The 24,506-nt window shown below is 67.8% G+C and carries 25 protein-coding genes and 1 pseudogene; 16 read left to right on the top strand and 10 right to left on the bottom strand.

Annotation, left to right across the window (positions count from 1 at the left end; translation table 11 throughout):
* Positions 1-329: 329 nt before the first annotated feature.
* A complete protein-coding gene (locus ACWCP2_RS07260) occupies positions 330-716 on the bottom strand; it encodes an ankyrin repeat domain-containing protein (RefSeq protein WP_450907593.1) in 387 nt (128 codons plus the stop codon).
* Positions 717-1,124: 408 nt separating this feature from the next.
* Here ACWCP2_RS07260 and ACWCP2_RS07255 point away from each other — a divergent pair, with 408 nt between their 5' ends.
* The 5 genes from ACWCP2_RS07255 to ACWCP2_RS07235 all read left to right on the top strand — a co-directional run bounded on the left by ACWCP2_RS07255 (position 1,125) and on the right by ACWCP2_RS07235 (position 6,197).
* A complete protein-coding gene (locus tag ACWCP2_RS07255) occupies positions 1,125-1,400 on the top strand; it encodes a hypothetical protein (protein WP_450907592.1) in 276 nt (91 codons plus the stop codon).
* Positions 1,397-4,069 carry a Helicase associated domain protein gene (locus ACWCP2_RS07250; RefSeq protein WP_450907591.1) on the top strand — a complete coding sequence of 891 codons (2,673 nt, stop codon included), beginning with the start codon at positions 1,397-1,399 and terminating at the stop codon, positions 4,067-4,069. The genes ACWCP2_RS07255 and ACWCP2_RS07250 overlap by 4 nt, the downstream gene beginning before the upstream one ends.
* Before the next feature lie 71 nt (positions 4,070-4,140).
* Positions 4,141-4,443: a hypothetical protein gene (locus ACWCP2_RS07245; RefSeq protein ID WP_450907590.1), complete on the top strand. Its 303-nt coding sequence runs from the start codon at positions 4,141-4,143 to the stop codon at positions 4,441-4,443.
* A gap of 84 nt (positions 4,444-4,527) precedes the next feature.
* Entirely contained in the window at positions 4,528-5,025 is a 498-nt protein-coding gene (locus tag ACWCP2_RS07240; RefSeq protein WP_450907589.1) for a hypothetical protein, read from the top strand.
* Entirely contained in the window at positions 5,022-6,197 is a 1,176-nt protein-coding gene (locus ACWCP2_RS07235) for an ATP-binding protein (RefSeq protein ID WP_450907588.1), read from the top strand. Before ACWCP2_RS07240 ends, ACWCP2_RS07235 begins: the two co-directional genes overlap by 4 nt.
* Before the next feature lie 99 nt (positions 6,198-6,296).
* Here the strand turns inward: ACWCP2_RS07235 and ACWCP2_RS07230 are convergent, their stop codons facing one another.
* The 3 genes from ACWCP2_RS07230 to ACWCP2_RS07220 form a co-directional block, all read right to left on the bottom strand.
* A complete protein-coding gene (locus tag ACWCP2_RS07230) occupies positions 6,297-6,671 on the bottom strand; it encodes a hypothetical protein (RefSeq protein ID WP_450907587.1) in 375 nt (124 codons plus the stop codon).
* A 474-nt stretch (positions 6,672-7,145) separates the two neighbouring features.
* Positions 7,146-7,766 carry a hypothetical protein gene (locus ACWCP2_RS07225; protein WP_450907586.1) on the bottom strand — a complete coding sequence of 207 codons (621 nt, stop codon included), beginning with the start codon at positions 7,764-7,766 and terminating at the stop codon, positions 7,146-7,148.
* 595 nt (positions 7,767-8,361) lie between these two features.
* Positions 8,362-8,718, bottom strand: a complete 357-nt coding sequence (locus tag ACWCP2_RS07220) for a hypothetical protein (protein ID WP_450907585.1) — start codon at positions 8,716-8,718, stop codon at positions 8,362-8,364.
* A 175-nt stretch (positions 8,719-8,893) separates the two neighbouring features.
* Here ACWCP2_RS07220 and ACWCP2_RS07215 point away from each other — a divergent pair, with 175 nt between their 5' ends.
* Positions 8,894-9,952: a hypothetical protein gene (locus ACWCP2_RS07215; protein WP_450907584.1), complete on the top strand. Its 1,059-nt coding sequence runs from the start codon at positions 8,894-8,896 to the stop codon at positions 9,950-9,952.
* Positions 9,894-10,301 (top strand): InvB/SpaK family type III secretion system chaperone, encoded by a 408-nt coding sequence (locus ACWCP2_RS07210; protein WP_450907583.1) that lies wholly within the window; start codon positions 9,894-9,896, stop codon positions 10,299-10,301. Before ACWCP2_RS07215 ends, ACWCP2_RS07210 begins: the two co-directional genes overlap by 59 nt.
* A gap of 213 nt (positions 10,302-10,514) precedes the next feature.
* On the opposite strand, the gene ACWCP2_RS07205 is transcribed toward ACWCP2_RS07210, so the two are convergent.
* Entirely contained in the window at positions 10,515-10,838 is a 324-nt protein-coding gene (locus ACWCP2_RS07205; protein ID WP_450907582.1) for a hypothetical protein, read from the bottom strand.
* A gap of 1 nt (position 10,839) precedes the next feature.
* Positions 10,840-11,646, bottom strand: a complete 807-nt coding sequence (locus ACWCP2_RS07200) for a hypothetical protein (protein ID WP_450907581.1) — start codon at positions 11,644-11,646, stop codon at positions 10,840-10,842.
* A 328-nt stretch (positions 11,647-11,974) separates the two neighbouring features.
* On the opposite strand from ACWCP2_RS07200, the gene ACWCP2_RS07195 reads away from it, so the two are divergent.
* On the top strand, positions 11,975-13,903 hold the full coding sequence (locus tag ACWCP2_RS07195) for an FG-GAP repeat domain-containing protein (RefSeq protein WP_450907580.1): 1,929 nt from the start codon (positions 11,975-11,977) through the stop codon (positions 13,901-13,903).
* Position 13,904: 1 nt separating this feature from the next.
* On the opposite strand, the gene ACWCP2_RS07190 is transcribed toward ACWCP2_RS07195, so the two are convergent.
* A complete protein-coding gene (locus ACWCP2_RS07190; RefSeq protein WP_450907579.1) occupies positions 13,905-14,039 on the bottom strand; it encodes a hypothetical protein in 135 nt (44 codons plus the stop codon).
* 826 nt (positions 14,040-14,865) lie between these two features.
* Here ACWCP2_RS07190 and ACWCP2_RS07185 point away from each other — a divergent pair.
* The 3 genes from ACWCP2_RS07185 (at position 14,866) to ACWCP2_RS07175 (ending at position 17,098) form a co-directional block, all read left to right on the top strand.
* Entirely contained in the window at positions 14,866-15,381 is a 516-nt protein-coding gene (locus tag ACWCP2_RS07185; RefSeq protein WP_450907578.1) for a hypothetical protein, read from the top strand.
* A 317-nt stretch (positions 15,382-15,698) separates the two neighbouring features.
* Positions 15,699-16,157 (top strand): hypothetical protein, encoded by a 459-nt coding sequence (locus ACWCP2_RS07180; RefSeq protein ID WP_450907577.1) that lies wholly within the window; start codon positions 15,699-15,701, stop codon positions 16,155-16,157.
* Between the two features lie 170 nt (positions 16,158-16,327).
* Entirely contained in the window at positions 16,328-17,098 is a 771-nt protein-coding gene (locus tag ACWCP2_RS07175; protein WP_450907576.1) for a transposase family protein, read from the top strand.
* A 458-nt stretch (positions 17,099-17,556) separates the two neighbouring features.
* On the opposite strand, the gene ACWCP2_RS07170 is transcribed toward ACWCP2_RS07175, so the two are convergent.
* Positions 17,557-18,279: a thioredoxin domain-containing protein gene (locus ACWCP2_RS07170; RefSeq protein WP_450907575.1), complete on the bottom strand. Its 723-nt coding sequence runs from the start codon at positions 18,277-18,279 to the stop codon at positions 17,557-17,559.
* Between the two features lie 258 nt (positions 18,280-18,537).
* On the opposite strand from ACWCP2_RS07170, the gene ACWCP2_RS07165 reads away from it, so the two are divergent.
* The 4 genes and pseudogenes from ACWCP2_RS07165 to ACWCP2_RS07150 all read left to right on the top strand — a co-directional run bounded on the left by ACWCP2_RS07165 (position 18,538) and on the right by ACWCP2_RS07150 (position 21,911).
* The gene (locus ACWCP2_RS07165) at positions 18,538-19,341 is read left to right on the top strand and encodes a hypothetical protein (RefSeq protein ID WP_450907574.1); all 804 of its coding nucleotides are present in this window, start codon (positions 18,538-18,540) and stop codon (positions 19,339-19,341) included.
* Between the two features lie 111 nt (positions 19,342-19,452).
* Positions 19,453-19,815: pseudogene (locus ACWCP2_RS07160) on the top strand (helix-turn-helix domain-containing protein); the annotation flags it as partial.
* Positions 19,816-20,126: 311 nt separating this feature from the next.
* The gene (locus tag ACWCP2_RS07155; protein WP_450907573.1) at positions 20,127-20,927 is read left to right on the top strand and encodes a hypothetical protein; all 801 of its coding nucleotides are present in this window, start codon (positions 20,127-20,129) and stop codon (positions 20,925-20,927) included.
* Between the two features lie 99 nt (positions 20,928-21,026).
* A complete protein-coding gene (locus ACWCP2_RS07150; protein ID WP_450907602.1) occupies positions 21,027-21,911 on the top strand; it encodes a transposase in 885 nt (294 codons plus the stop codon).
* Positions 21,912-21,939: 28 nt separating this feature from the next.
* Here the strand turns inward: ACWCP2_RS07150 and ACWCP2_RS07145 are convergent, their stop codons facing one another.
* Positions 21,940-22,425, bottom strand: coding sequence for a hypothetical protein (locus tag ACWCP2_RS07145; RefSeq protein ID WP_450907572.1), 486 nt, complete (start codon positions 22,423-22,425; stop codon positions 21,940-21,942).
* A 258-nt stretch (positions 22,426-22,683) separates the two neighbouring features.
* On the opposite strand from ACWCP2_RS07145, the gene ACWCP2_RS07140 reads away from it, so the two are divergent.
* A complete protein-coding gene (locus ACWCP2_RS07140; protein WP_450907571.1) occupies positions 22,684-22,815 on the top strand; it encodes a hypothetical protein in 132 nt (43 codons plus the stop codon).
* Between the two features lie 92 nt (positions 22,816-22,907).
* Here ACWCP2_RS07140 and ACWCP2_RS07135 read toward each other — a convergent pair whose 3' ends face one another.
* Positions 22,908-23,471, bottom strand: coding sequence for a hypothetical protein (locus tag ACWCP2_RS07135; protein ID WP_450907570.1), 564 nt, complete (start codon positions 23,469-23,471; stop codon positions 22,908-22,910).
* Positions 23,472-24,506: the final 1,035 nt, after the last annotated feature.

The raw sequence follows: 24,506 nt of genomic DNA, 5'->3' as shown, positions 1-24,506 counted from the left end.
TCTGCGCTTCGCTCCGAGCCATGGCCGGCCTTCGGCCGGAGTCCTTCGCTTCGCTCCGGACTGGCTCTGGTTCCGCTGCGCTCCACCAGGGCCGGCCTGCTCCGCAGGCTCCAGGGCTCCCGCGCTCCGCGCGGGAGGTGACCCCGTTTCACGGGGCCCGGGACTTTGGCCCGTTGAGTGTCCGCTTCGCTCCCACTCAGTCCTTCCGGCTCCGCCTCCAGGGCCACAGCCCGCTCCGCGGGCGGCTAGCAAGGGGCGCAGGGGCTGGAGGTGACCCCGTTTCACGGGGTCCGGGCCTTTGGCCCGTTGAGTGTCCGCTTCGCTCCCACTCAGTCCTTCCGGCTCCGCCTCCAGGGCCACAGCCCGCTCCGCGGGCGGCTGGCAGGGGGCGCAAGGTCTGTATGCCGGTCCAGGAGCCTGACTGCCATGTCGTGGTTGTAGGAGATCGCCAGCTCGCGCGGAGTCTGACCGTCAGGTGTTGCGGTGGGGTCGGCTCCATAGGCCAGGAGGATTGCAGTGAGCACCGAGTCGAGCGGCACGCCGGACTGCAGTGCCCCGTCCCCTTCCACATCAATCGCGTGAAGCAAGAGAGTCATCCCGCAACAGACCTCTTCCAGGTCCGCGCCCGCGTCGAGGAGGCGAGTCAGCTCGGCATGGTCACCCGACTCGACCGCCTGATGCGCAGGAGTCCACGGGCTCTCAAGAAACTCGGTCACTCGGACTCCCGGGGCTCATGTTCGTATCGGGTTCCAGTGTACATGCTGCATCAGACTGAGCCTCTATGTACCCTTGGCGGAAAGAGGTAGCATGCGGTGGATATCTGCGAAGCGGGTTGATGGGTGTCTGTCTATGAATACCATCCGGATGAGTTGGCGCGGATCTCTGTGGTCAGACGGGCCGACGGCCTCACTTTGAGCGAGGTGGAAGAGCGGCGTCGGACTGCCCAGGACCGCGAAGAGCGGGCGCTCGCTGCACCCGAGGAGCCGCGGAAGCCGTCCGAGTTGGACATCGCCTCGTGCCAGAGGGGCGAATGGGATCGGATCATACGGGTGATGACGGACCGGCGGATAGCTGTGTACTCCCCGGACAAGGACCCTCGAGTAGCCCGCAGAGAAGAACTGCGAGTGCAGCGTATGGCTGCGGAGGCTGCCCGGTACGAACAGTGCGGCAGCGGGCCGGTCCAGGTGGTACGACACCGCGTCTACCGGATCACGGCCCTGCCGAGCGCCCCCGCCTCTCCGGAAGAAGCCCTCATCCGCCACGTCTTCGCGGCTTCCGGCGGCGCGGCCACCGAGCACGCCCAGCGCATGTTCAGCCGGCCCGACGGCGTCTACCAGGACAGCGACTACCGGATCATTTCCGTCGAGCAGGTCCTTCCCGAACCGGGAGAATTCCTTTGATCCAGCTCCGAGAACACCAGGTCGACCAGAAGTCGAGTTTCCGAAAATGGGTCGGATTTCCTGCAAGGTCATCCGTGCCCCCGCAAGGCGCCCGGGGCACCATCGTGTCCGCGACCGGCTCGGGCAAGACGATCACGGCCGCCACGTGCGCGCTGGAGTCCTTTGCGGACGGCCGGATCCTCGTCACCGTGCCCACCCTGGACCTGCTCGTGCAGACCGCCCAGGTGTGGCGCCTGGTGGGCCACAGGGTCCCGATGGTCGCGGTGTGCTCGCTGGAGAACGACGCGGTGCTCAACGAACTGGGCGTGCGCACCACCACCAACCCGATCCAACTCGCCCTGTGGGCCGGGACCGGGCCAGCCGTCGTGTTCGCCACGTACGCCTCCCTGGTGGACCGCGAGGACATCAACGCACCCGAGGGTCAGCGCAAGACGCGCGGGCCCCTGGAGGCCGCTCTGACGGGCGGAGAGCGCCTGTACGGGCAGCGGATGACCGGCTTCGACCTCGCCATCGTGGATGAGGCACACGGAACCGCCGGTGATCTTGGGCGACCGTGGGCGGCCATCCACGACAACACCCGCATCCCCGCCGCCTTCCGGCTCTACCTCACCGCCACCCCGCGCATCCTCGCCGCGGCCAGCCCCCAGCGGGGCCCCGCCGGCCAAGAAGCGGATATCGCGTCGATGACAGACGACCCGGAGGGCACGTACGGCGCCTGGATCGCAGAACTGGGGCTCTCGGAGGCGATCGAGCGGGAGATCCTAGCCGGGTTCGAGATCGACGTCCTGGAGATCCGCGACCCCTCACCCGTCCTCGGGGAATCGGAGGAGGCACGGCGCGGCCGGCGCCTGGCGCTCCTGCAGACCGCACTTCTGGAGCACGCCGCGGCATACAACCTGCGTACGGTCATGACGTTCCACCAGAAGGTCGAGGAAGCCCGCGCGTTCGCGGACAAGCTGCCCGAGACCGCCGCCGCGCTGTACATGAACGACGCCTCCGACGCCGACCTGGCCGCTGCCGCCGCCGCCAAGCTGCCCAAGTCCTCGATCGGGGCGGAGTTCTACGAGCTGGAGGCCGGCCGCCACGTCCCGCCGGACCGGGTCTGGTCGGCGTGGCTGTGCGGAGATCACCTCGTGTCCGAGCGGCGCGAGGTCCTGCGCCAGTTCGCCAACGGCATCGACGCCACCGGGCACCGAGTGCACCGGGCCTTCCTCGCCAGCGTTCGCGTGCTCGGTGAGGGCGTGGACATCACCGGCGAGCGGGGCGTGGAAGCCGTGTGCTTCGCGGACACCCGCGGCTCGCAGGTGGAGATCGTCCAGAACATCGGCCGGGCGCTCCGCCTCAACAAGGACGGCTCCACCAAGGTCGCCCGCATCATCGTGCCGGTGTTCCTGGAGGCCGGGGAGGACCCGAAGGACATGGTCGCTTCCGCCAGCTACAAGCCCCTCGTCGCTGTGCTCCAGGGCCTGCGCTCGCACGACGAACGCCTCGTCGAGCAGCTAGCCTCCCGCGCCCTCACCAGCGGACGGAGCAAGGTCCACGTCCGGCGGGACGAGGACGGACGGATCGTCGGTGCCGGCGGCGGGAACGAAGGGGAGGACCAGGAGTACGGCACCGACGCCGCAGCCGAGTCCGCGCTGCTCCACTTCTCCAGCCCACGCGACGCGGCCACCATCGCCGCGTTCCTGCGCACCCGGGTCTACCGGCCCGAGTCCCTCGTCTGGCTCGAGGGGTACCAGGCCCTGCTCCGCTGGCGGACCGAGAACCAGATCGCCGGCGTCTACGCCGTTCCCTACGACGCCGAGGTCGAGGTCGGCGTCACGAAGGACTTCCCACTCGGACGGTGGGTGCACCAGCAGCGCAAGGCCCTGCGGGCCGGGGAACTGGAGGACCGGCGCAAGACTCTCCTCGACGCCCCCGAGGCCGGGATGGTCTGGGAACCGGGCGAGGAAGCGTGGGAAGCCAAGCTCGCCGAGCTCCGCTCCTACCGACGGGCCACCGGACACCTCGCGCCCCGTCAGGACGCGGTCTGGGGCGAGGGCGAGGCGATGGTCCCCATCGGGCAACACATGGCCAACCTCCGCCGCAAGGGCACCAAGAACGGTCTCGGCAAGAACGAAGACACCGCAACGACCCGCGCAGCACAGCTGACCGCGATCGACAAAGACTGGGACTGCCCCTGGCCCCTGAACTGGCAACGGCACTACCGCGTGCTCGCCGACCTGGTCGACGCCGACGGGCAGCTGCCCGACATCGCCCCGGGCATCGTCTTCGAAGGCGACGACGTCGGCAAATGGCTCCAGCAGCAAAAACAGCCGGCCACCTGGACTCGGCTCCTGCCCGAACAGCAGACACGGCTGACCAAGCTCGGCGTACAGCCCGACCAGACGCCCTCTCCCGCCACCGCGGACAGCCGCGGGGCGAAGGGGCCGAGCAAGGCGCAGCAGGCATTCCAGCGGGGCCTGGCAGCCCTCACGCAGTGGGTCGAGCGGGAAGGCGCCCACCGGCCAGTCCCCAGGGCCCACGGCGAGAAGATCACCGTCGACGGCGAGGCGCAGCCGGTGATCGTGAAGCTCGGCGTCTGGGTCTCCAACACCAAGACCCGGCGCGACAAACTCACCCAGGACCAACTGAGCTCTCTCCGGGAACTCGGCGTCGACTGGGCGTGAACTGGGCCAAGTAGCAAAAGGGTCGCGAAAACTGGATTGGGCTGGCAGGGATCCCTTGAAAGGATCCCGGCATGCCCACGCCCACCACAGAAGAACTCCTTGCATCCGTCAGCGGACTGTCCAACGAGCAGGCACAGCAGATCGCCGACCACATCGAGGAATGCCGAGACCTTCTCACGGCAGGGACCGACATGGACACCGTCCAGCAGCACCTGAAGGACCAAGGCATCCCCATCATCCGCGCCATCCTGATCACCACCAGACTCATCGGCGATCACCCCAATAGGCTGCGGGCCGCACGCGAGATCGTCGAATGCAGCCCCGCCCGCACACCCGACACCGCACTCAGCAGACCAAGGCACCCAGCCCCGTAGCCCGCAGCGCCGCGCACGGCGAAGAAGCCCAGCAAGGTCGGCGACCAGGCATTCCACCGCGGCCTGACAGCCCTCACGCAGTGGGTGGAGCGGGAAGGCGTCCACCGACCGGTGCCCAGGGCCCACAGCGAGGAGATCACGGTCGAGGGTGAGGCTGAACCGGTGGTCGTGAAGCTGGGCGTGTGGGTTTCCAACACCAAGAACCGACGCGACAGAATCACCGTCGACCAGCTCGCCGCCCTCGCCGAGCTCGGCACGGACTTGGGCGCATTACTGCAGCTGATGGCGGGCCGGAGATCCGATGAAAAGGGCACCTCAGGCCCAGCCGAGAACGGCCCCAGCGCGCCTCTGGCGGGACCTTCGTGCCGGTCCGCTCCCAGCAGCGGCCCCCCAGGGATACGGCTGCAGCAAAGCCGTGGACGCGGCCGCCTGAGACCTCACTACATAGGGTCTGACCTGCGGATTTACCCTCAGATATCTAGGATGGGCATGCACCGGCGACGACTTGGAAGCAGCTTCGGCTGCTTCGGCGACATTCGGTCACACACATGCTCAGGACGGCCCAGGGAGGGTGTTTCATGACCAAGTCCGGTAACCCCAGTCAGCCCGCGAACGTGAATGAGTACAACGCCAGTCACATCCAGGTGCTTGAGGGCCGCGAGGCGATACGAAGGCGCCCCGGCATGTACATCGGCTCGACCAGCGAACGCGGTCTGCACCAGATGGTGTTCGAGGCCGTCACGTATGCCGTCGACGAGCACCTTGCCGGCCACGCCGACACCATCGACGTCACGATCACCGCGGACGGCGGCATTCGCGTCGCGGACAACGGGCGGGGCCTGCCCGTCCAGGTGGAGGAGACCACCGGCATGTCGGTCCTCGAACGCGAGCTGACGGAGCTGTCCTTCGGCTCCAAGCCCCACAGCGGCTACATAGTCTGCGGCGGCATCAGCGGCCTGGGCCTGTGCGTGGTCAACGCGCTGTCGAGCCGGCTCACGGTCGAAGTCCACCGAAACGGCCACCGCTGGACCCAGGAGTACGAGAAGGGCACCCCGCTCACTCCCCTGACGAGGCACGAAGAGACGGGCAATCACGGGACCACGATTACCTTCATGCCCGACACCGGCATCTTCGAGACCACCCAGTACTCGTTCGCCACGCTGTCGCAGCGCCTCCAGGAACTGTCCTTCCTCAACGACGGCCTGGCCATCTCACTCACCGACGAACGGCCGGAGCGACCGGCCCGCTACCACCACACGGACGGCCTACGGGCCTACGTCGCCCACCTCAACCCCTACCCCCCGAGCCTCGTCCACTCCCCCGCCATCGCCTTCGAGTCGGAGAACCAGGACAAGACGATCTCCGTGCAGGTCGCCATGCAGTGGAACACCTGGTCGCCGGGAGAGTTCCGCTCCTTCGCGAACAGCACCCGCACCCATGAAGGCGGCGTACACGAACAGGGCTTCCGCACCGCACTCACGGACCTCGTCAACGACTACGCGCGCCGTCAACAGCTTCTGTGCGCGGACGACGAGGACATCACGGGCGAAGCCATCCACGAGGGCCTGACCGCGATCGTCGCCCTAAAGCTCGCCCGCCCTGTCTTCGAGGGCGCCACGAGAACCAAACTCAGCAATCCCGAAGCGGACGCCTACGTCCAAGAAGTCGTCCGCAAGCACCTCGCCGTCTGGCTCCACCACCACCCCGGCGAAGCCGCGGCCATCATCCGCCACATCCTCAACGCCTCCACCTGACGTGCGAAGGAGCGACGAAGGAGCTCCAGCCCGGGAGTAAATCCACTGGGCAGGGGTGAACGTCGAGAGGGACATGAGTCGCTTGCCTGCGGAGTTCGGCTACTCCGCCTCAGTCACGATCTTGGCGCGGTAGAGCACCGCGTAGCGGGAGCTGTGCCAGGTCGCATGCGGATCACCGACGTGGAGTTCGGTGGTGATCTTCGAGCGCTGCTCCGGACCACCTGCGAGGAACACCGTGAGCTCGAAGACGATGTCTTCGACATCTTCCTCCACCTCAGCGGTGAGCGCGGCGACGGCGAAGTGGAGGACGACCTCTTCCGGCCGAGGCTCGACGGCGATGGCGAGAACATCCGGTCCGACAAGCCCCAGCGAGGCCTGAAGCGTTTGAATCAGCAGATAGTTCCGCCGCAGCAGGTCACGCTCCTCGGTCGCCGTGATCTCCGGGTTGTAGTACTGCCTGGCGGGATGATCCATCCCCGCAGCGTAGCGACCGGGCCGAACAGGGCCCGCCGGAGGATCCCTGGCCTTCAGGTTGCATCAAGGTCGGCTCGCAGGATCTGAAGCGGTCGGACGTCGTACCTGGCCGGGACCACATCGCACGGCTTCGGACGGGGCTGGACAGGCGCTTTACCTCAACGGGCATCGCGGCGTCAGCGGTATGCCTGATACGGCCCCGACGCCACGACCGGTGTCCGCCACGAGGGCGTTCAGGCGCGTGAAGTTCGGTCGGGCTCAGGCTGCCCGGCGTCCCGAGGGGTAGCGGACCGCGATCGCAGATCCGGCAGTTCGTCCGCGCGGCCGAGACTGAGCAGCAGTAGGCCGCCGGCGGGCTCCATCGGAGCTGATGTCCGACCCGGGTCGTACGGGCGCTGCACCCGAACTCGGAGTAGAGCACGACGAAGTCCCCCGTCCTTGGTGGATCGGGGGCTTCGACGTGCCAGTAGCTCCTCAGAGAAGGTTGATCTGCGCCGAGCAGATGTTGTACCCGCCCCGGGCCTGCCCTTCCTTGGTTTGGCTGCCGAGAGTGACAGAGCAGTGGATGTCGCCGCCGCCCTGGAGTTGAGCGGTGAGGTGGTAGTACAGCGCGTCGGCCTTGAACTTGAGGGTGCGGGTCATAGGCAGGCCGCTGCCTTCGAGGTTCTGGCTGTCGCTGCCGTAGGTGATCGTCGTGCCGGACGGCGCCTTCCCCCACACCTTGAAAGTGACCTGGGTGACGGCTGGTTCCTCCGCGGGTGCCGTCGCGGCGGAGCCTGCGGTCCCGCCGGATACCTCGGCAAGTCTTCTCGACTGCTCGGCGGCCAGCTCCACCCACTGCGCGTCATTCAGTCCGCTGCACTCCTCCGGGCGGACGGTCGGCAGGGGCTCGCCCGCCAGGCCTTCGAGGAGCATGGCGGAGACCTTGGAGCGGCACGCCGGCGTGATGGTCGCGCTGCGGGGGGTGGCGGCGGAGCTGGTGATGGGCGGGGCGCTCGCTGTGGGGGACGGCTCTGCCGCCCGGGTACCGATCTCTGTGGTGCAGGCCGTGATCGAGAGAAGTAGGGCGGCGGCTGCGGCAGCACGAAAGTTCATGGTCCCCCCGAGGATCGTCGCGAAGGGCCCTATCTGATCGGCTACCGGACCCAGCCGTCTTCAGTGTTGCCGATTCGTGACAAGTGGGGCACAGCCCGTCGGGGTGTCCGATGTCCGGATGCCTCCGCGCCCATCCGGCCACAGGCCGGCGGGATGGAGCATGGGCTGATCGCCGTTCACCGAATCTCGCCGAACGGGGGCCGGCGGGTGACACGATCCGGGTGTCCGGCGTGGACACCGTGCCCGGTGTGGCATACGGCGACACGGACGTCGTAGAGCTCCTGCCACCCCCCAGAACACCCGTCGGCGGGCCGAGGGCTGCTCTAGGTGGCCGTGAGCGCGCTCATGTCGCATACGTCGCACAACCGTCGCCTGCGAGTCGAGGGCGGCGGCAGGCTGCTGTGGTCAGGGCTCCGGCGGGTCCTGTCGAGAGCGCACTGTAGGCCGCGGAACGGGACCTGCTTCCTGGAGCAGCGTGGCCGCAGCGTACGGGGGCGCTGTGCTGGGAGGCTGATTGGTGGGGCTCGTCCGGGTCTTCCTTCGCACGTCGGTCCGGACGGACCGTCAACCCTCCCGCCGAGCGGCCCGGCCGTGGTCAGCGGTACGGGCTCCAGCGTCCGAGGCGTGCCAGCAGCCTGCGCGTGGCGTCCTCGTTGAGGCCGAGTTGGGCGGCGGCCTGCTTCGTGTCGAGGTCGTTGGCGACGCCGCGGGCAGCCCAGTAGCCGACCCGCTCCGCGGTGACCTCCAAGCGGCGGGCCGCCCGTACCGCGGCGACCGGGGACGTCTTGGTCAGCTTGTCGATCTCCTCCTCCAACTGGGCCAGCAGCGCGGTGATGGTCTCAGGAAGGGGGACGCTGGTCGCCTCAACCTGGTCGGTGTGCGCGTACCAGTCCCGGTCGCAGGCGTCCGCCTGGTCATCCCCGGCCTCGGCCAGATCCCGGCCTGCGATCACCTCCCAGTCCAGACGGCGTTCCGGGCCGGCCCAGCCACAGGAACACACCCCGCGCACCGCGGCAGCCCTCGGAACAGACGACGGCACGAAGGTCGTCCGCGGACGGGGCGCAGGCAGCACGGACGACGGCGACACCAGCACCGACCCGAAGGACAGCGACGGCGAGTTCTGGAAGGTGGTCACCAGCGCCGGTACCACCTACACCTTCGGCCTCAACAAGCTCCCAGGCGCGCCTGCCGACACGGAGACGAACTCGGTCTGGACCGTCCCCGTCTACGGTGACGATGAGGACGAGCCGGGCTACAAGAAAGGCAGCAGTTTCTCTGGACGTTCCGTTCGCCAGGCGTGGCGCTGGAACCTCGACCTGGTCCAGGACCTGCGGGGCAACGCCTCCACATACTGGTATGCGAAGGAAGCCAACTACTACGCGAAGAACGGCGTGAAGACGGCTCTGACCGACTACACGCGCGGTGGCTACCTCAAGGAGATCAAGTACGGGCAGCGCTCCGACGCACTCTTCTCAGGTATAGCTTCCGGCCGGGTCGCGTTCACCTATGAGGAGCGCTGCGACTCCGACTGCTCGGCTCTCAACGAGGACAGTGCAGACAACTGGCCCGACGTACCCTTCGACACCATCTGCGCCAGCACGGCCACGGACTGCAAGTCCATGGGTCCCTCGTTCTTCGCCCGCAAGCGCCTGGTGAACATCACCACGCAGGTGTGGTCCACCGCGGCCGAGCCGGACGCCTACACCGATGTCGACGGCTACGCCCTTGATTCTGCGTACGGGCCACCGGTCGATATCAACGACCCGAGCGACCGGACCATGGTCCTCAAGTCGATCACCCGCACCGGCAAGAACGGCACCGATCTCAAGCTGGATCCGGTCGACTTCACCTACGACAACCGGCCCAACCCGGTCAAGGGCGTACTCAAAGACGTCCTGCCGATCAACCGTCCCCGCATGCGGACCATCACTTCGGAGACCGGGGCCACGACTGAGATCCGTGACGGCTACGGCCACGAGAAGCGACGGGTACAGGCCTGGAGTGGCCGGAGACACTCTTGTGCCGCCGTTGTGGATCTTGCCAAGATCGCCGGGTCAGCTCAGGCAGACGCGGAGAGAGGGGGCTCAGCAGTGGTGCTTCCCGCTCCCGCGCACAGGAGGGTGCCCCATGAGTTACAACCTTGCCGACCTGCTCAAGGGCGCCCTGCACGACCTCGGCCTCGATGATCTAGCGGACAGCGCGCTCGACAGCCACTCCACGACCACCATCCATGTGGAGGGCCGCCCCGCCATCAATATCACCGACGCCAACGGGACCGTCCGCCTCTGGTCCACCTTGACCGAGTACAGCGAGCAGATCGTCGGACAGCACGGCACCGCGTTGCTGGAACTGCAGTTGAGGGACCCGTCCGATCTGTTCGCGGTCGGTCAGCCGTCGTTCGCCAAAGGGGACCTCGGCCTCGAGTGCGTCGCAGAGCTGAACCCGGCAGCACTCGAGTCGAAGGAAGCCTTCAGCGGCGCGTTGGAATACTTCTTCCACCGCATGGTTGCCGCCCACGACATCCTCACCAAGTAACACAACCCGACCAGCACACCCTGGAGGGGCACTTCAGGCCGAGCTGCCGTCGGAATCGAATCTGGTGAGCGCCTCAACAGCAGAGCCCGCACCGCCACCCGGCCCTAGACCGTCTCTATCGGATCTTGCCGAGGTCCGCGCCGCCCGGCACCGGACGACGCGGACAAGGCCGACAAGATCCGAAAGAGACGACCTAGCTTGGCGGGGCCGGGGTCACCACCAGGAGTGGACGCCGTCTTCCAGGTCGATCATGTTCGCCGGTTCCCGGTCGTAGTCGTCCACGCCGTGGCACGTGCAGGTGCCGCCCTCGTAGACGAGGCGTTCGCAGTGGTCGGCGTGGTGGGGAGCGCGGGCCGCCTCCAGCGCAGGGGAGGCACTGCGCGGGGCGGGCACGGTAGCCGTCGCGGGGGTGCCAGCGAGTTCGGCCCGGATGTCCGCGAAGGTGCGGCCCTCCCAGCCCTTGCACTCCTCGCAGCCGCCTCCGGGCAGGGTTCCTGGGCAGTCGTACATGTGGATCTCGGGGTCCTCGATGTACATCTCAGCTCTCCAAAGCGGTGGTCAGGATGGTGAGTTTGCCGTGGGTCAGGAGCCAGTCCGCGACCGCGCTGCGGTCGAACAGCGGGCGCGTGCGGGTGCCGGCCGTCGGGGGCCGTGCGCCCGGCAGGGTACGGCGCCAGGAGGTGACCGACGCGCGCCGTACTCCGGCGATCCGGGCGACATCGTCCAGGGACACCCCGTCCTGCCCCGGGGCGGCCGGGGTCAGGGCGACGAGGAGGGAACGCCGGCCCGGGGCGGTCCGGCGGATCGCCGCCCAGTCCACCTCGGGCCGTACCACCGGGAGCAGGGCTACCTGGCGGGCCGAGTAGAGCGGTACTTCCACAGCCCCGCCGTTCGCCTTCCCCCAGTCCACCCACACCCGGGCAACCTCGGCGATCCAGCCGAGGCGGACCACATGGGCGAAATCCGTCCGGCGGACGCCGAGGCGAACCGCGCTCTGATCCGGGCCGAGGGGGACGTGGCGGTCGAGCAGGGCGGGCAGGTCCCGGCGGCGGGCGAGGGCGGCCACCTGCTCCGGGTGCACCTCGGGGAACTCCATCTCGCCGCCGAGGCGGACCAGAAGCCCCGCCTTGGCCAGGTGACCAACCGCCGCAGCGGTCACCCTCGGCCGGCAAGCCGGGAGCGGGCTCCCCAGCACCTCCGTGAGCCGGTCCGCCGCCATAGCGGCACCGACCGGACCCCGCAGCGCCGCGCGCACCCACTCCGCGTCGGCCGCCTCGACCACCGCCCGCGACCACAGCCCCGGCCCCGCGTCCGCCGCCGGGACCAGACCGGACCCGGCCGTCACAGTGACGATGGGCGCTGCTAAGATCCGCGAGAATTCGAACGTGGGGGACCTCCGGAGAGTTCACACTCCGGTGTCGGTGTTCCTGCACAGCCCTCCTCGGTCGCTGCGTCTGCTCGCACCTCGCGCAGCAGCCCGTCCAGGAGGTCACGTGCCGCACAGCAACTCATCCCGCAAGGCTCTCGCCGGGACGGTGGCTCTCGCCATGGCCACCCTTGCCGGACCCTTCGCCCTGCCTGCGGTCGCGGATCCCGGGACCGGGACGGCTCGCGCGGACGCTGGCGCCCAGACGACCGCTTCTGCTGCGCTGCCTCGGGGGTCGGAAGTAGTCATGGCCGGCGCGACGGGCTTCCTCTCCTCGACTCCCGCCTACGATCTGCTGTGGACTCGGTACGCCGACGGTTCGGTCACCAAGCTGGGCCGTGGCCTTTCGCAGGTGCGGATGGTCGAGGTCCACGGGTCGGTGTCCGATGTGGTGGCACTGGAACACGGCGAGGTCGGCGAAGCCGACCACCGGGTGGAACTGCACGACATGTCCACCGGAGCGGTTTCCACCGTGGCGCTGGGCAAGTACCGCCATTTCATGGGCGCCGTCGGTTCGACAGTGGTGACCAACCCCTGGACAGGTGGGCAGAACGCCGACTCCAGCGAACTGCACCTGCTCAGCATCGTGAACGGTGTGCAGACCGAGCGGACGGTCACCGGACTTCCCCGTGACACGCGAACGGTGGGCATAGCCTCCACAGCCCCCGGTCAGTTGGTGCTGGACTACAACCGCCTCACGGGCGCGGAGACCGATTGGTACTACGCGGTGGTCGACCTCGCCTCCGGCGTCGCAACACCTTCGAAGCTCGCCCCCTCGACCTGGGCGAACGCCGCGCTGTCCCCGAAGTACCTCGCCACCCTGCAAGACCCGATGTTGCCGGCCACCTCGCAGTTGCGCGTAAAGAACCGTGCCACCGGCAAGGTGACGCAGATCGACACGCACCAGCGCGGATTCGAACCCATGGTGGGACTGACCGGGAGCTGGGCTCTGTTCGGATCCAGGACATCGCTGTCGGAAAGCGACAGCGAAGACGATTTCTCCTTCCGGGCGGTACCGGTCGGCGGGGGCGCCAGCCGCAAGATCCTGGACCACGCCACCTCGCTCGCACCCACCCCCGACGGCGCACTGCTGGTGATGGGCGGGACCCTCGCCCAGGGCGAAGGCGTCTACCGGGTTGCCCCTGGTCCTGACGGAGCGCCGGTGGCGAAGCTGGTCGCCGGCACCGGCCAGCCGCTGGGGATCACACTCGTGAGCTCCGACGTACCCGCGGTGGCCACTCTTGACAAAGCGCCGTGGAAGGCGAGGTGGCAGCTGTCGCGCCCCAACGCGGACGTGACCCTCACCCTCCGCAACACCACGACAGGTGCCTCCGACACGTCGCACCTGAACCCCTCCGACAACACCACCGAGCCTGTCCGGATGGACTACAACGGGCGGATCCGCATCGACTGGACGGGGTGGACCAGCACCGGCTCGGCCCCCAACGGCAATTACACCTGGCAGATCACCGCCAAGCCGTACAACGGGCTCGGGCCGACACTCAATGTGAGCGGCACCTTCAAGCTCACGCGCCAGCCCGCACCCCACGACTACACCAACAACGGATCGCCGGACCTACTGGGCCGTGACAGCGCTGGTGTGCTGTGGCGGGTCGACACCGCCCAGTATCCGAAGAACCCGATGTTGTACGGCACCGACCGGGCGAAGCTTGGTGGTGGCTGGAACATCTACAACCAGATCACCGCGGTCGGCAACATCGCAGGCGGCTCCGCGGGCGACCTCGTGGCACGCGACAGCGCGGGGGTGCTGTGGCTCTACCAGGGCACCGGCAAGGGCACCTTCGCCACCCGCACCCGGATCGGCAGCGGCTGGAACATCTACACCCAGCTGACCGGAACCGGAGACTTCTCCGGCGACGGCAGGGCAGACCTCGTAGCACGCGACCGCGACGGCTCCTTGTGGCTCTACAAAGGCACCGGGGACTGGAAGGCCCCGTACGCCAACCGGACCAGGGTCGGTGGCGGCTGGAACATCTACACCCAGCTGATCGGCCTGGGAGACAGCAACATCGACGGCAAACCCGACCTGCTCGCCATCGACCAGACCGGCACCCCTTGGCGATACCGCGGCACCGGCAACAGCCAAGCCCCGTTTGCCACGCGCGAGAGCAGCAACCTCTTCGACATATCGCACCACTACAACAACATCGTCTGACTTAGTCGAGCTTGCCGGAGGGGGCGTGCCAGCGCCCGTGGCCGTACGGTCCGGCGCGCTGGGACAGCCGGATCATGTCGCCGTCGCGCAGGATCACGTGGGTGTCGATGACGGGGGCTGCGGGTGTGGGGCTCATGGTCGGGTCACCGTGTGCTCGGCGGGTCGGGTCTGCTGGGGCTGGTCCTTGCCCCTGCTCCTCGCCGTGCTGCTCGCGGTCCCGGGGTGCGTCACCGTGCACTCCGCCCCCGGACCGGCCGCGAAGGCGTCCCCGGCCGCCGTGACGGCCGACCACAAACCCCCGGGCCCCGCCCGGCCCGGAAACAGCGCGACGTCCGGCCGGCGCTGCCGCTCTCCCCCCCGCCCGGCGCCCGCCCCGCTGCAGAGCCGTACGCCGCGCCCCCGCAGCCGCTCCGGACCGGCAGAGCGCAGCCATATGCTGCATGAACGACGCCACCACCGGGCAGCTTCAGCCACTGCTGGCCACCGGACGGCCCGTCACCTGCGGCCGCTGCACCACGAACTGACCCCATCGCCCCGGCCGCCGAGTTGGCGGCCGGGGCCTGACGAGCGCGCAGGTCATGAAGCCGGATCCAGCAGCGGGGCCCAGTCGGACACCGATCGCCACTCACGCCTCCGGCACCCGATCAACGAAGCAGCAGCATTCACGGTCATCTGCCACCACGGAGCCGTCCTCGGGTGACTTCAAGCAGCCGAACTCTCCTACTGATGCGGTACCGCTCTAAAGGTTGCGGCGGAGGCCTGCTCCGAAGATCGGGCGGGATCTTCGACGTTTCAGGGCCGCTCGATGTCCCTTCGGGGTGGTCCGTGGCGGCGTACGCGGGCTTGCGGTTGCTTCGCCCCTGGGCTGGCGAGGTACGACACAGCGGACGGTACGGAATGCCGCGGAGCTAATGTCACGGAGAGTAGGGTTCTGTGCGCTTGATGTTCGTTCGGGAGGTTGCATGAAGATCGCGCGCTACACCGCAATCATTGCGGCGGGAGCACTTCTGCTCGGAGTCACGGCGATGGACGCCACTGCGGCGGACGGCGGAGAGCCGCAGGTGACAGTGAAGGAGGACGGAAGCTGGATCCTTCACTGGGAGAATGGGAGCCGCGCCGCGAATCCCTTCTCCGACTACTGCGTAGGTCGCTTCACCGGGCCCCGGAAGGTCGCAGGCAAGCTGGAATGGGGGGCAGAGCAGACCTGCGAGGGAAACTCCAAACCCCAGTGGATGCTCCTACAGTTGCAAAGCACCTGCCCCGGCACGCTCTGCGTCGTGTTCCCGAACGAGGGCAAGGAAATCAGAACGCCGTTCAGCGAGGACTCCACCCGCGTGTCACGGGTGTTCCGCGATGCCCCATGTGGCACCACTACGAAGCGGGTCTACCGCATCCAGGTCAAACCGTACGCACGAGGCATCCAGTTCCCCACGGTCTTCTCCGGCGAGAAGGCTCTCGACTGCGACATCTCACCCTGAATCGGAGAGAAACCGTGAGCTCTGATGCACCGCCCCCGCCGGACATCTTGCTGAACCCGGAGGTTCTTCACGAGGCGGACGGGATCTGCATCTGGCACACCGGGCTGGTGCGCGGGCCCGCCGGTTCGGTCCTGACCCTTGTCGTGGACGCACCGGAGGGGCGGATCGAGGGTACCGAGTGGGAGGAGTTCGACCCGTTGGGCCCGGCCGGGATGACTCTCCGCGGGCCGGACAGCCCGGGATTCCTCGTGCCGTTTCACAACGTGGAACGTGAAGCACGACGTTACCGGGCGACTGGACAGTTCGGCGATGTCCGAATGGACGATGCCTACCTGCAGTTCTGGGTACGCCCACTGGGCCTACAGATGATCAACTTCATCGGTGAGGCCCAGACCGGACGCCGACTGGCCTTCGCGGTCGAACCCGAGGTGCTCTATCGGGAACAGGGCAGGACCGTCTGGCACCCGGGCGTGGTACGAGGACCAAGCGGTCTGTTCAGCTCCCTGGAGGTCTGCACAGAAGGCGGCGCGGAGACGGAACTCCTCGGTGCAGGGTGGCAGCTGGGCGACCGACCCGAGAACGCTCCGCTGCCGCTCAGGATCACGACCGAGTCCGATGAGGGCCTCCTCAACCTGCCCACGACCGTACTCGGCAGCGAGCGGGCCCTGCGGGCATACGGCTGGCTCGCCCCGGAGCGGAATCCGGGCCTGCGCCTCCACTACGAGGTACCTCGGCTTGGAGTGCACGCTGTCCGCGACATCCCCGGCAACGCGTAGCGGCCCTCACCGCGTCCCAGAAATCGTTGAGTGTCTCGATCTGCCGACCACGCAGGTCAACAACCAACTCACTGTCCGTCATCGCAACAGACTAGCCAACCCAGCCACCGGTCAAAGAGACAGGCTCTAAAGGTTGTTGCAGAACGTCTGGGATGGGGCATTCCTCTTGTATGGGTGGGGTGTTGCGGGCTGAGTCGGTGTGGGTGGAGACGTTCACTGGTCTACGGATGGACCGTTTCGCGAAGCTCGTGAAGGTGGTGCGGGAGCGGGGCGGAAACGGCCCAGGTGGAGGCCGTCCATGGTGCCTGCCACTGCCGGACCGGGTGCTGCTGGTGGCCGTTTACTACCGAACCAATCTCACGATGCGCCAGCTCGCCCCGCTCTTCGGGATCTCCCCGGCCACCGTCTGCCGGGTGATCAACAGGCTGGGTCCGCTCCTGGCGCTGGAGCTGGCCCCGCGGCCCGTCGCCGACGTGGACCGGTTGTGGATCGTGGACGGCACCTTGATCCCCGTCCGAGACCGCACCGTCGCCACCTCGTCCCGCAACTACCGCTTCTCCGCGAATGTGCAGGTCATCATCGACGCGGACAGCCGCCTGGTCGTCGCAAGCGCGCGGCCGGCGCCCGGCAACAAGGCCGACGCCCACGTCTGGCGGGAATCGGACCTGCCGGCGACGGCGGCCGGGACGACCGTCATCGCGGACGGCGCCTATCTCGGGACAGGGCTCATCGTCCCGCACCGCAGACGAGCCGGACGGCCCCTCCTGCGCGGCCAGGAGGAGGACAACGCCGAACACCGACGGGTCCGCGCCCGCGTCGAGCACACCTTCGCCCGCATGAAGAACTGGAAGATCCTCCGCGACTGCCGACAGAAAGGCGACAGCCTCCACCACGCCGTCCAGGCCGTCGCAACCATGCACAACCTCGCCATGGCCCGGTGAAACAGCAGGTCAGCCAACATACAAGCCCGCCCATGCCCACGCTTCTGCAACAACCTTTAGTGCTGTGACCGCATACGTTCACCGGGTTGGGCCAAGATCATTCCTCTGCCGGAGATCGGCGCGATGCTGCACTCAGGGGGTTACATGAGCTGGATGGGACCGAGCACAGCCGACGAGGTCACGATTCCCGACGTAGTCGGGCTGATCGTTACCGACGCACGGAAAGTCGCGTGGGAGGCAGTCGTGGTCATCGCTGCCGCCGATCCGGACGGGCCGCCAGTCGGGGCACTGACATGACCAGGGGTCTGGGTGGTCACCGCCCAGCATCCCGCCCCCGGGTCCCGGATGCGCCACCGAGTTCAAGCAAGTGTCCGGTGGCAAGGTCGGGACCAGGAGCCACGTCCGCCGTCGCCCTGAAGCAGATCCCGACCAACCCGGTGAACCTTCCGGTCACAGCACTAGCCGCGCGCGGACTTCAGGAGCTTGCCGAACGACCTCTCCTCGAAGAGCCATGCGTACCGGGTGCCGGTGATCTGGGTCCCGTTGATGGCGACCGTGGGAGTGCCGGGCCCTCGCGGGTCGTCGCCGCCGGCCGCCTCGTACGTCTTCTCGGACGCGGTCACGAAGTCGCTGTACTTCATCGTCGCGACCGCGGAATCGAACGCCTGGCTGCGCAGGCCGGGGACCTGGTCGGCCAGGACCAGCAGCGAGTTGTTGGTGTACCCGCCCGCGCGCTCGCTTTGGGCCATGTTCTCCATCAGCACTGTGTGGTACTCGGCGAACAGGCCGGCGTCCAGCGCTGCGCGCAGCGCGTTGACAGCCTTCTTCGAGCCGTCGCCACCCACTCGGTCGTCCCTGAAGGAGGCGAGCGTGTACTCGGTCTTCGCCTCGCGGCGCAGCGTCATCGCGCGGAGCGCCGGTGCTCCGCTCGCCTCGAACTCGTCCACGATGGGGCAGCGCGGGTCCTCGTACAGGCGGACCGTGGTGGCCGCGGCCGGGTCGCCCACCACGATCGTCGTGCCGTCCGCGGCCAGCGACTCCGGCAGTTCACCGACCGCCGCGTACGGAACGGGGCGCGTTGCGCTTACGTTCGTGGACTGCGCCGTCTGCGAGCAGCCGGCCGTCAAGACCACGGTGGTGGCCACAGTCGACGCGGCGACTAGCCCTCGTATGCTTCTCACCTGCTGATTCCCTCCCCTTGAGGGTGCAGACTATAAGCGCTGAAGGTCATGGACCGCACAGCGGTTTCCTACCGGACCGCAGGGCCGCCCGAGCACCCGGGGCAGGAGCCAACCGGGCTGGTGTCAGTGACGGATGCGAGGCTTTGGCCTGCACCTGAGGACCGCCCAAGGAGTAGGACGTGCCGGGACCGGACCTCGGCCGTCCGTCTGCCCTGGGTGTGCCTTCGAACAGTCCGACAACGGGGAGTGTTTCTTCCGATGCCTGCACAGCCCATACGTTCCGAGAGCAGTCCCACGCCCGTGTCGGCCTCAGTCGCCTTGCCGTTCACACCTTCTCTCGTCCGGAGGGTGTTCAGGGACGTGACCTCCATGCACGTCTCCCGGCCGGCCGCCTGCGCGGCCGCGTCGGTGGTGCGGACGGTCCTGACGGAGATCGTCGCCGGATGCAGAAGAAGGGCGGCTGAGCAGGGGCGGACCAAGCTGGTTCCCGCGGACCTTGTCTCTTCGCTCGACGTCGAAGTCCAGGTGGGTATCAAGTGGTACAACCACAGTCCGACGTTCAGGGGCCTGAACGGTGTCAACTACGACGCCAAGGGGCGCATTGTGCATGCCCCCAGGCGTAGCCAGTCGCCCAAGTTCAGTGCCATGGTCGGTGCGCACAGGTTCGAGGCCGAGGTCAAGAAACTGCTGCGAAGCCAGGGGGTGACGGCCGTCCCGGCGCTGGTCCGCGACCTGGACGGGCTCGCGAGCAACTTCCTGACCGACCTCGCCATCGACGCGGTGATGGTCGTCCGTGAAGGCGGGGTGAAGCGGTACGGCGGGGTCACCCTCGTCCTGCCAGGCGAACCGACCCCACCCCCGTTCTCCAAGGAATCCATCCCGGCCCTCTACTCCCGCACAGGGGATGCTCGGACCGTCGGCAGAGACGACACCCTGGGCGCCACCACGATCCAGTTGTTCGGAGACATCCGACAGCAAGCCCTCGCCGAGGCGCACGAGGCAACACGGACGACTTCCCACGGCACCGCCAACGGGTCATCGCCGAGGAGCCAGCCGATCTAGTGCTGTGACCCCATAGGTTCGCCGGGTTGGTGGTCCTGGGCGGTTGGATGCGGGATGACGTCCGATCCGAGCGGTGGAGGTGCGGTGGCCGAGCCTGTCCGTGTGCGCTGACTGACCGACCAGTAGGGACAGCGGCGGCGGCAGCAGATCGTGCGCCGAGGCAGCACGAGTTCGGTGCGCTATCGGCGCGCGATGATGCTGCTGGCTTCGGCCGGCGGGAACCGCGTCCCGGTGATCGCTCAGCTGGTCCAGGCCGACGAAGACATCGTCCGCGACGTGATCCACCGGTTCAACGAGATCGGCCTGGCCTGCCTGGACCCTCAGTGGGCGGGAGGTCGTCCCCGCCTGCTCAGCACTGACGACGAGGACTTCGTCATCCAGACGGCCACCACCCGCCCGGCCAAGCTCCGCCAGCCTTTCACCCGCTGGTCAGCGAGGTCCGCGATCGGCGGCCTCAACACACCGAACAGCCGCGCCTCCCCCCATGCCGACCTGGCAGCGGCCGACGCCCGCACCGCCCGCCGAGCAGGGTCGCGGTTGAGTTGGGTCATGAGCTCGTGGTTGGCGGCGAGGGCGATGGCAGGGTCGTCGTCGCGTTCCAAGAGCTTGAGTTCCAGGTCGGCGATCTGCTGTTCGAGGGTGGTGATCTGATCCGGTCCTTGAGCCTGGCCGCTTGTGCACAGAGCCACCGAGGCCGACCGGTGCGGCACCTCTTGGTCCTGCGGATATCGTCGGTCGCCCACGACATCCCCGGGGGACACATGCACGCGCGAACGATCGCCACGATGGCACTTGGCACCACGGTCCTGCTCGCCATGACGGCCTGCGGGCCCGACGCGGAGAGCGCGAGCGGCGCCTCGACACCGACGGCGACGCCGTCCGCCGCGCTGGATACCCTGTCGGTCGACCAGATCCTCGCCAAGTCCGGCGCGGCCATGGACGCGCTCCAGTCGTTTCACGTCACGGGCACGCTGTCCAGCACGGCGGGCGGAAAGACCGCGGACGGAACGCCGGTGGCGGCGGGCACGTCGGTCAAGATGGACCTGGCCGTCGATAAGAAGGGCAACTGCCGGGGCACCGTGCAGATGGTGGGCACCGGGTCGCTCAGCATCATCAAGACGGCCGAGGTCGTCCACGTCAAGGGGGATGCCGAGTTCTGGCGGAGCGTCGCCGCGCAGAAGAAGGCCTCGAAGAAGCAGGAGAACGCGGTGGTCGGCGCGTTCGCCGCGCACTGGGTGCGCATTCCCACGAGCAACCCGCAGGCTCGCCAGATGTCGTCCGCCTGTGACCAGGTCACCCCGTTGACGAGGGTCGGCGCGAACGCGGTCAAGGCCAGGGAGTCCGGGACCTCCCTGATCGACGGCAGGGCGGTGGTCGCGGTCTCTGCGGAGACCGAGCAAGGCCAGGAAGAGACCTACTGGATCGCCACCGAGGGCACTCCCCACCTTCTCAAGGCCCTGGTGGGCGGGGGCGTGGCCGGAGAGATCGCCTACTCGGCGTTCGACACCCCCATCGACACCGCGCCCCCGGCGGATTCTGAGGTCATCGACATCGCGAAGCTCACACCGGCCGGCGCGGGCTCCTGACCTCCGGCGAAAGGGTGCACGCCAAGATTCGCGCACTCGCTTACACCAACACCCCCCGGCGCCGCCGAATTTCGCGGCGCCGGGGCGGACACGGCCGGGCTGCCGCCCTCCGCCGTCGCCATTGTCTCGCCCTACGACACTGCCGCCCGCTTCGCGCGCCGCGGTGAGACCCGCTGGAAAGGTTTCCTGGCACACGTCACCGAGACCTGCGACCACGATGCGGTGAACGTGATCACTCACGTGACCACCACCAAGGCCGCGGTACATGACTCCAGGTCCCTGCCGGTGATCCTGGCGCAGCTGGACCAGCGTGAGCTGTTGCCGGCCGAGCACTTCGTCGACCAGGGCTACACCTCCGTTGCACTCAAGCAGCATGTTGCCCGCGACTTTGGCGTTGGCCTGGTCGGCCCGGTTCGGGCCAGGACCACCCGCCTGTCTCACAAGGGCAACGTCTTCCACCGCGACGCCTTCGTCATCGGCTGGGACGCCAAGCAGGTCACCTGCCCTCAGGGCACGAAGAACCAGCGGTGGGTGACACCGCCGTCCGTCACTCCCTACATCCAGGTCATGTTCGCCAAGAGCGACTGCGGCTCGTGCCCGATCAAGACGGCCTGCACCAAGGGCGATCTTGGGGCGCTAACCTTCCTTCCTCGCGAACTCCACGATCTCCAGTCCGAGTCACGAACTGAGCAGCAGACCCCGGAATGGTTGTCGCGGTACTCGCTGCGAGCTGGCATCGAGAGCACCATCAACGAGTTCGTCAACGGTCACGGCATGCGCCAGTGCCGCTACCGCAGTGAAGAAAAGGCTCACGTCCAGCATGTGCTGACCGCGATCGCGGTGAACCTCGAACGTATCGCAGCCCACCTTCCACCCGCGCCAGAGAGTCAACCCCGCACCCCGACCGCCCTGCAGGACTTCCTCGACTGGCAGCGCATCCCCCGCCCAAGGTCTTGGCACGTCGCCACCCACCCGCACGGCTGACTGGGTTCCTGAAAGGGGCAGGCAGCAGCTACGTGAGTTCCAGCGGGTGGATTCCCGGGTTCCACTCCGGCAGCCAGTCTGTCCCGATCTCGCCGGCGAGAGCCTGGTGGAACCAGTCGCTGAACCCCAGGGTGGTGTCGTGCCAGTCTGCCCACGCTCGCCGGAAGGCGGACACAGTCCAGGAGCCGTCGTCGTGCGGCACGAGGAAGAGCTGGTCACCTTCGATCGTGTTCCCCCAAACCAGGGCACCGCCGGAGGTCGGGAGCACAAGGTGCGGGACCCTGCGCGACTCCTCCAGGAGCCGTCCCATCCCGTCGGCGTACTCCCTCAGAGTGCGTGCTCCGCAGAAGTAGATGTACTCCGAGATCGACGTGTCCCCATACGCGCCAGCTACCTCCACGAAGTCCGCAGGGAACGCAACCGACCAGTCCCGGGCGATTGCCTCGATCAGCTCTCCTTCGCCGCTCCGCACCGGCGCCCCCAGAAGCCGTGCGAAGTCGCCAACTGCCCTCATGCCCGTCCCCCGTTTCACACCAGTGCCACGGACATGATCCCTGACCTCCACGGAACAGCGTCAGGCGCCCCAAGGCGCCACTGACGAATGCCCACCCAACGGATCCGGAACAGAGACACGCGCCAAGATTCGCGACAGCGTCAGGTACTCAGATAGGCCCGCCCGTCCTGCACTGAAGGGGAAGGCGGACTGCCTGCGGCCTTGCCTTGGATCGACAGAGGGGGTGGGGTGCATCCGCGTCAAGTGAGCGTGCGATTCATGGAACCCTACGGCGGCATAGCCCAGCTGCCGTGGCGGACCACAGCCGGGGAGCTCCGGCCCATGGACGACCCGGCCGTACGCGGCTTCTCCGTACGGCGCGGACAGCTGCTGGCTCCGGGATGGTGGTAGTTCCGCGACCACCGGCCAGCTTGGCCAATAGCAACCGGCCCCACCCGCGGTGCGCGTCCCCGGGCACAGGCGCGCCCTGGGCCGCGGTTCGGTCACACGAGGCGGTACTGGCTCCGCGTGGAGAGCTCGCCGTCCTTCATCCTGAACTTCGCCTGACCGGAGCTGCTGGTCTGAGTACAGATGTAGGTGTCTTCCTTGTAGCTCTTGGCCTCGAACCCGCTGACGAGAACGCACACACCCTTGCCCGTGACGGCGGTCAGCTGGGCGAGGGTCTGGCGCTTCTTGGTCTCGTCGAACTTGGCCTTGGTCATCTTGCCGTTGGACGTGAGGCCATCCAGGCCCCGGTGCGACTTCTCCCCGAGCCTGCCGTCGGTGAAGATGAAGGAGCCCATGCTGTCGAGCTTGTCGCCCTTGCAGTCGTAGGTCTTGGAGACGTGCCCGTCCTCGCGGTGGGTGAAGACCAGCTTGCAGGCGCCCTTGCCCGCGGCGGTGTGCAGGGCGGTGATGCTGCCGCCGAGCTTGACCTTGGCGTACTCCGCCTTGGTCATGGCCTCGGCCGAGGCGTCCGGGGCGGCCGGAGCGGGCTGAATCATGAGCGCGCCCAGCGCGGCGGCCAGGACGACGACAGGGACGGCAAGAAGGCGTATGCGGGACATGCGGAATCCTTTGCACAGGCGGACACGGATGCCGAACCACTGCCACCACGGGGCCTTCCTGCTTCCGAACGGCAGGCCCCCCAACTCAGCTGTCGGCACAGATCAGGACGATACGCGACCCGCAACAACGACTCCGCTCAACCACAGAGCTAGCGAGCCCACTTGCCCGGCGCACCGTTCCCGCATCGCTGGCAGGAATGGCAACAGCAACACGACCGCCACGCCCTACACGCACGACGACCAACCCGCACCGGAAAACGACAGCGACCTTCACCAACCGAACGACACCCCAGCAACACGGTGCCCATCAGGCGCAGGCCTGGGTGGTTGGGGCGGGCGGGTGTGAACAGGCACGTTCATGGCAGCCAGCCGTCCTCGCGATAGGCGCCTAACGGCAGCAGCTTGGTCACCTCATGGCAGCCATGAGCACTATCGCTGGGTTCCATGAGCAGGGATCGCCCACCCGGCCGCGATGACGCCCATCCGGTGCCACCGCCGCACCCATTCACACAGGTCAGACGGCTAGCAGACCCCCGCCACCGCGCATATCCCGTGAGCCAACCCACCACAAAACCCGTGCATCCAGACTGCGCAACCCAAGGTCAGAGCGAGATCGAGGCCGAGCCCGAGGTCAAGACCCAGCCCGAAGTCGAAGTCGAACCCGGGCCGGCCGGACGCTATGGGGCGTTGTGCCGCAAGACCTGCGGGGCAGCCGGCAGGTCCTCCGGACGCACGGCAAGACCCGTCAGGGGCAGAGCATGGCCGCGGATGCAGGACCCGGGCTTCTGGTGGTCGATCTCCCACTCCCGCAACGACGAATCCGTCGCCGTACTCGTCGCGTACAAGGGCTGCCGGCACGAGCGGCACCAGTAGAACCACCGCTCCCGCTCCCTCACCACCCCTCCCCAACCCCGGAAAGGAACCGACCAGGTGCACCGGTGCGATCGTGTTTCTGTGGATGGCCGGGGCGGTCATCTTGGGTGGCCTGTGGATGGTGACCAACTCGCGTGCGAAGGCTCGAGGAATCCGCGACCA

The sequence above is a fragment of the Streptomyces sp. NPDC002104 genome (assembly GCF_053593795.1).
This window is presented reverse-complemented; position numbering and strand designations above follow the sequence as displayed.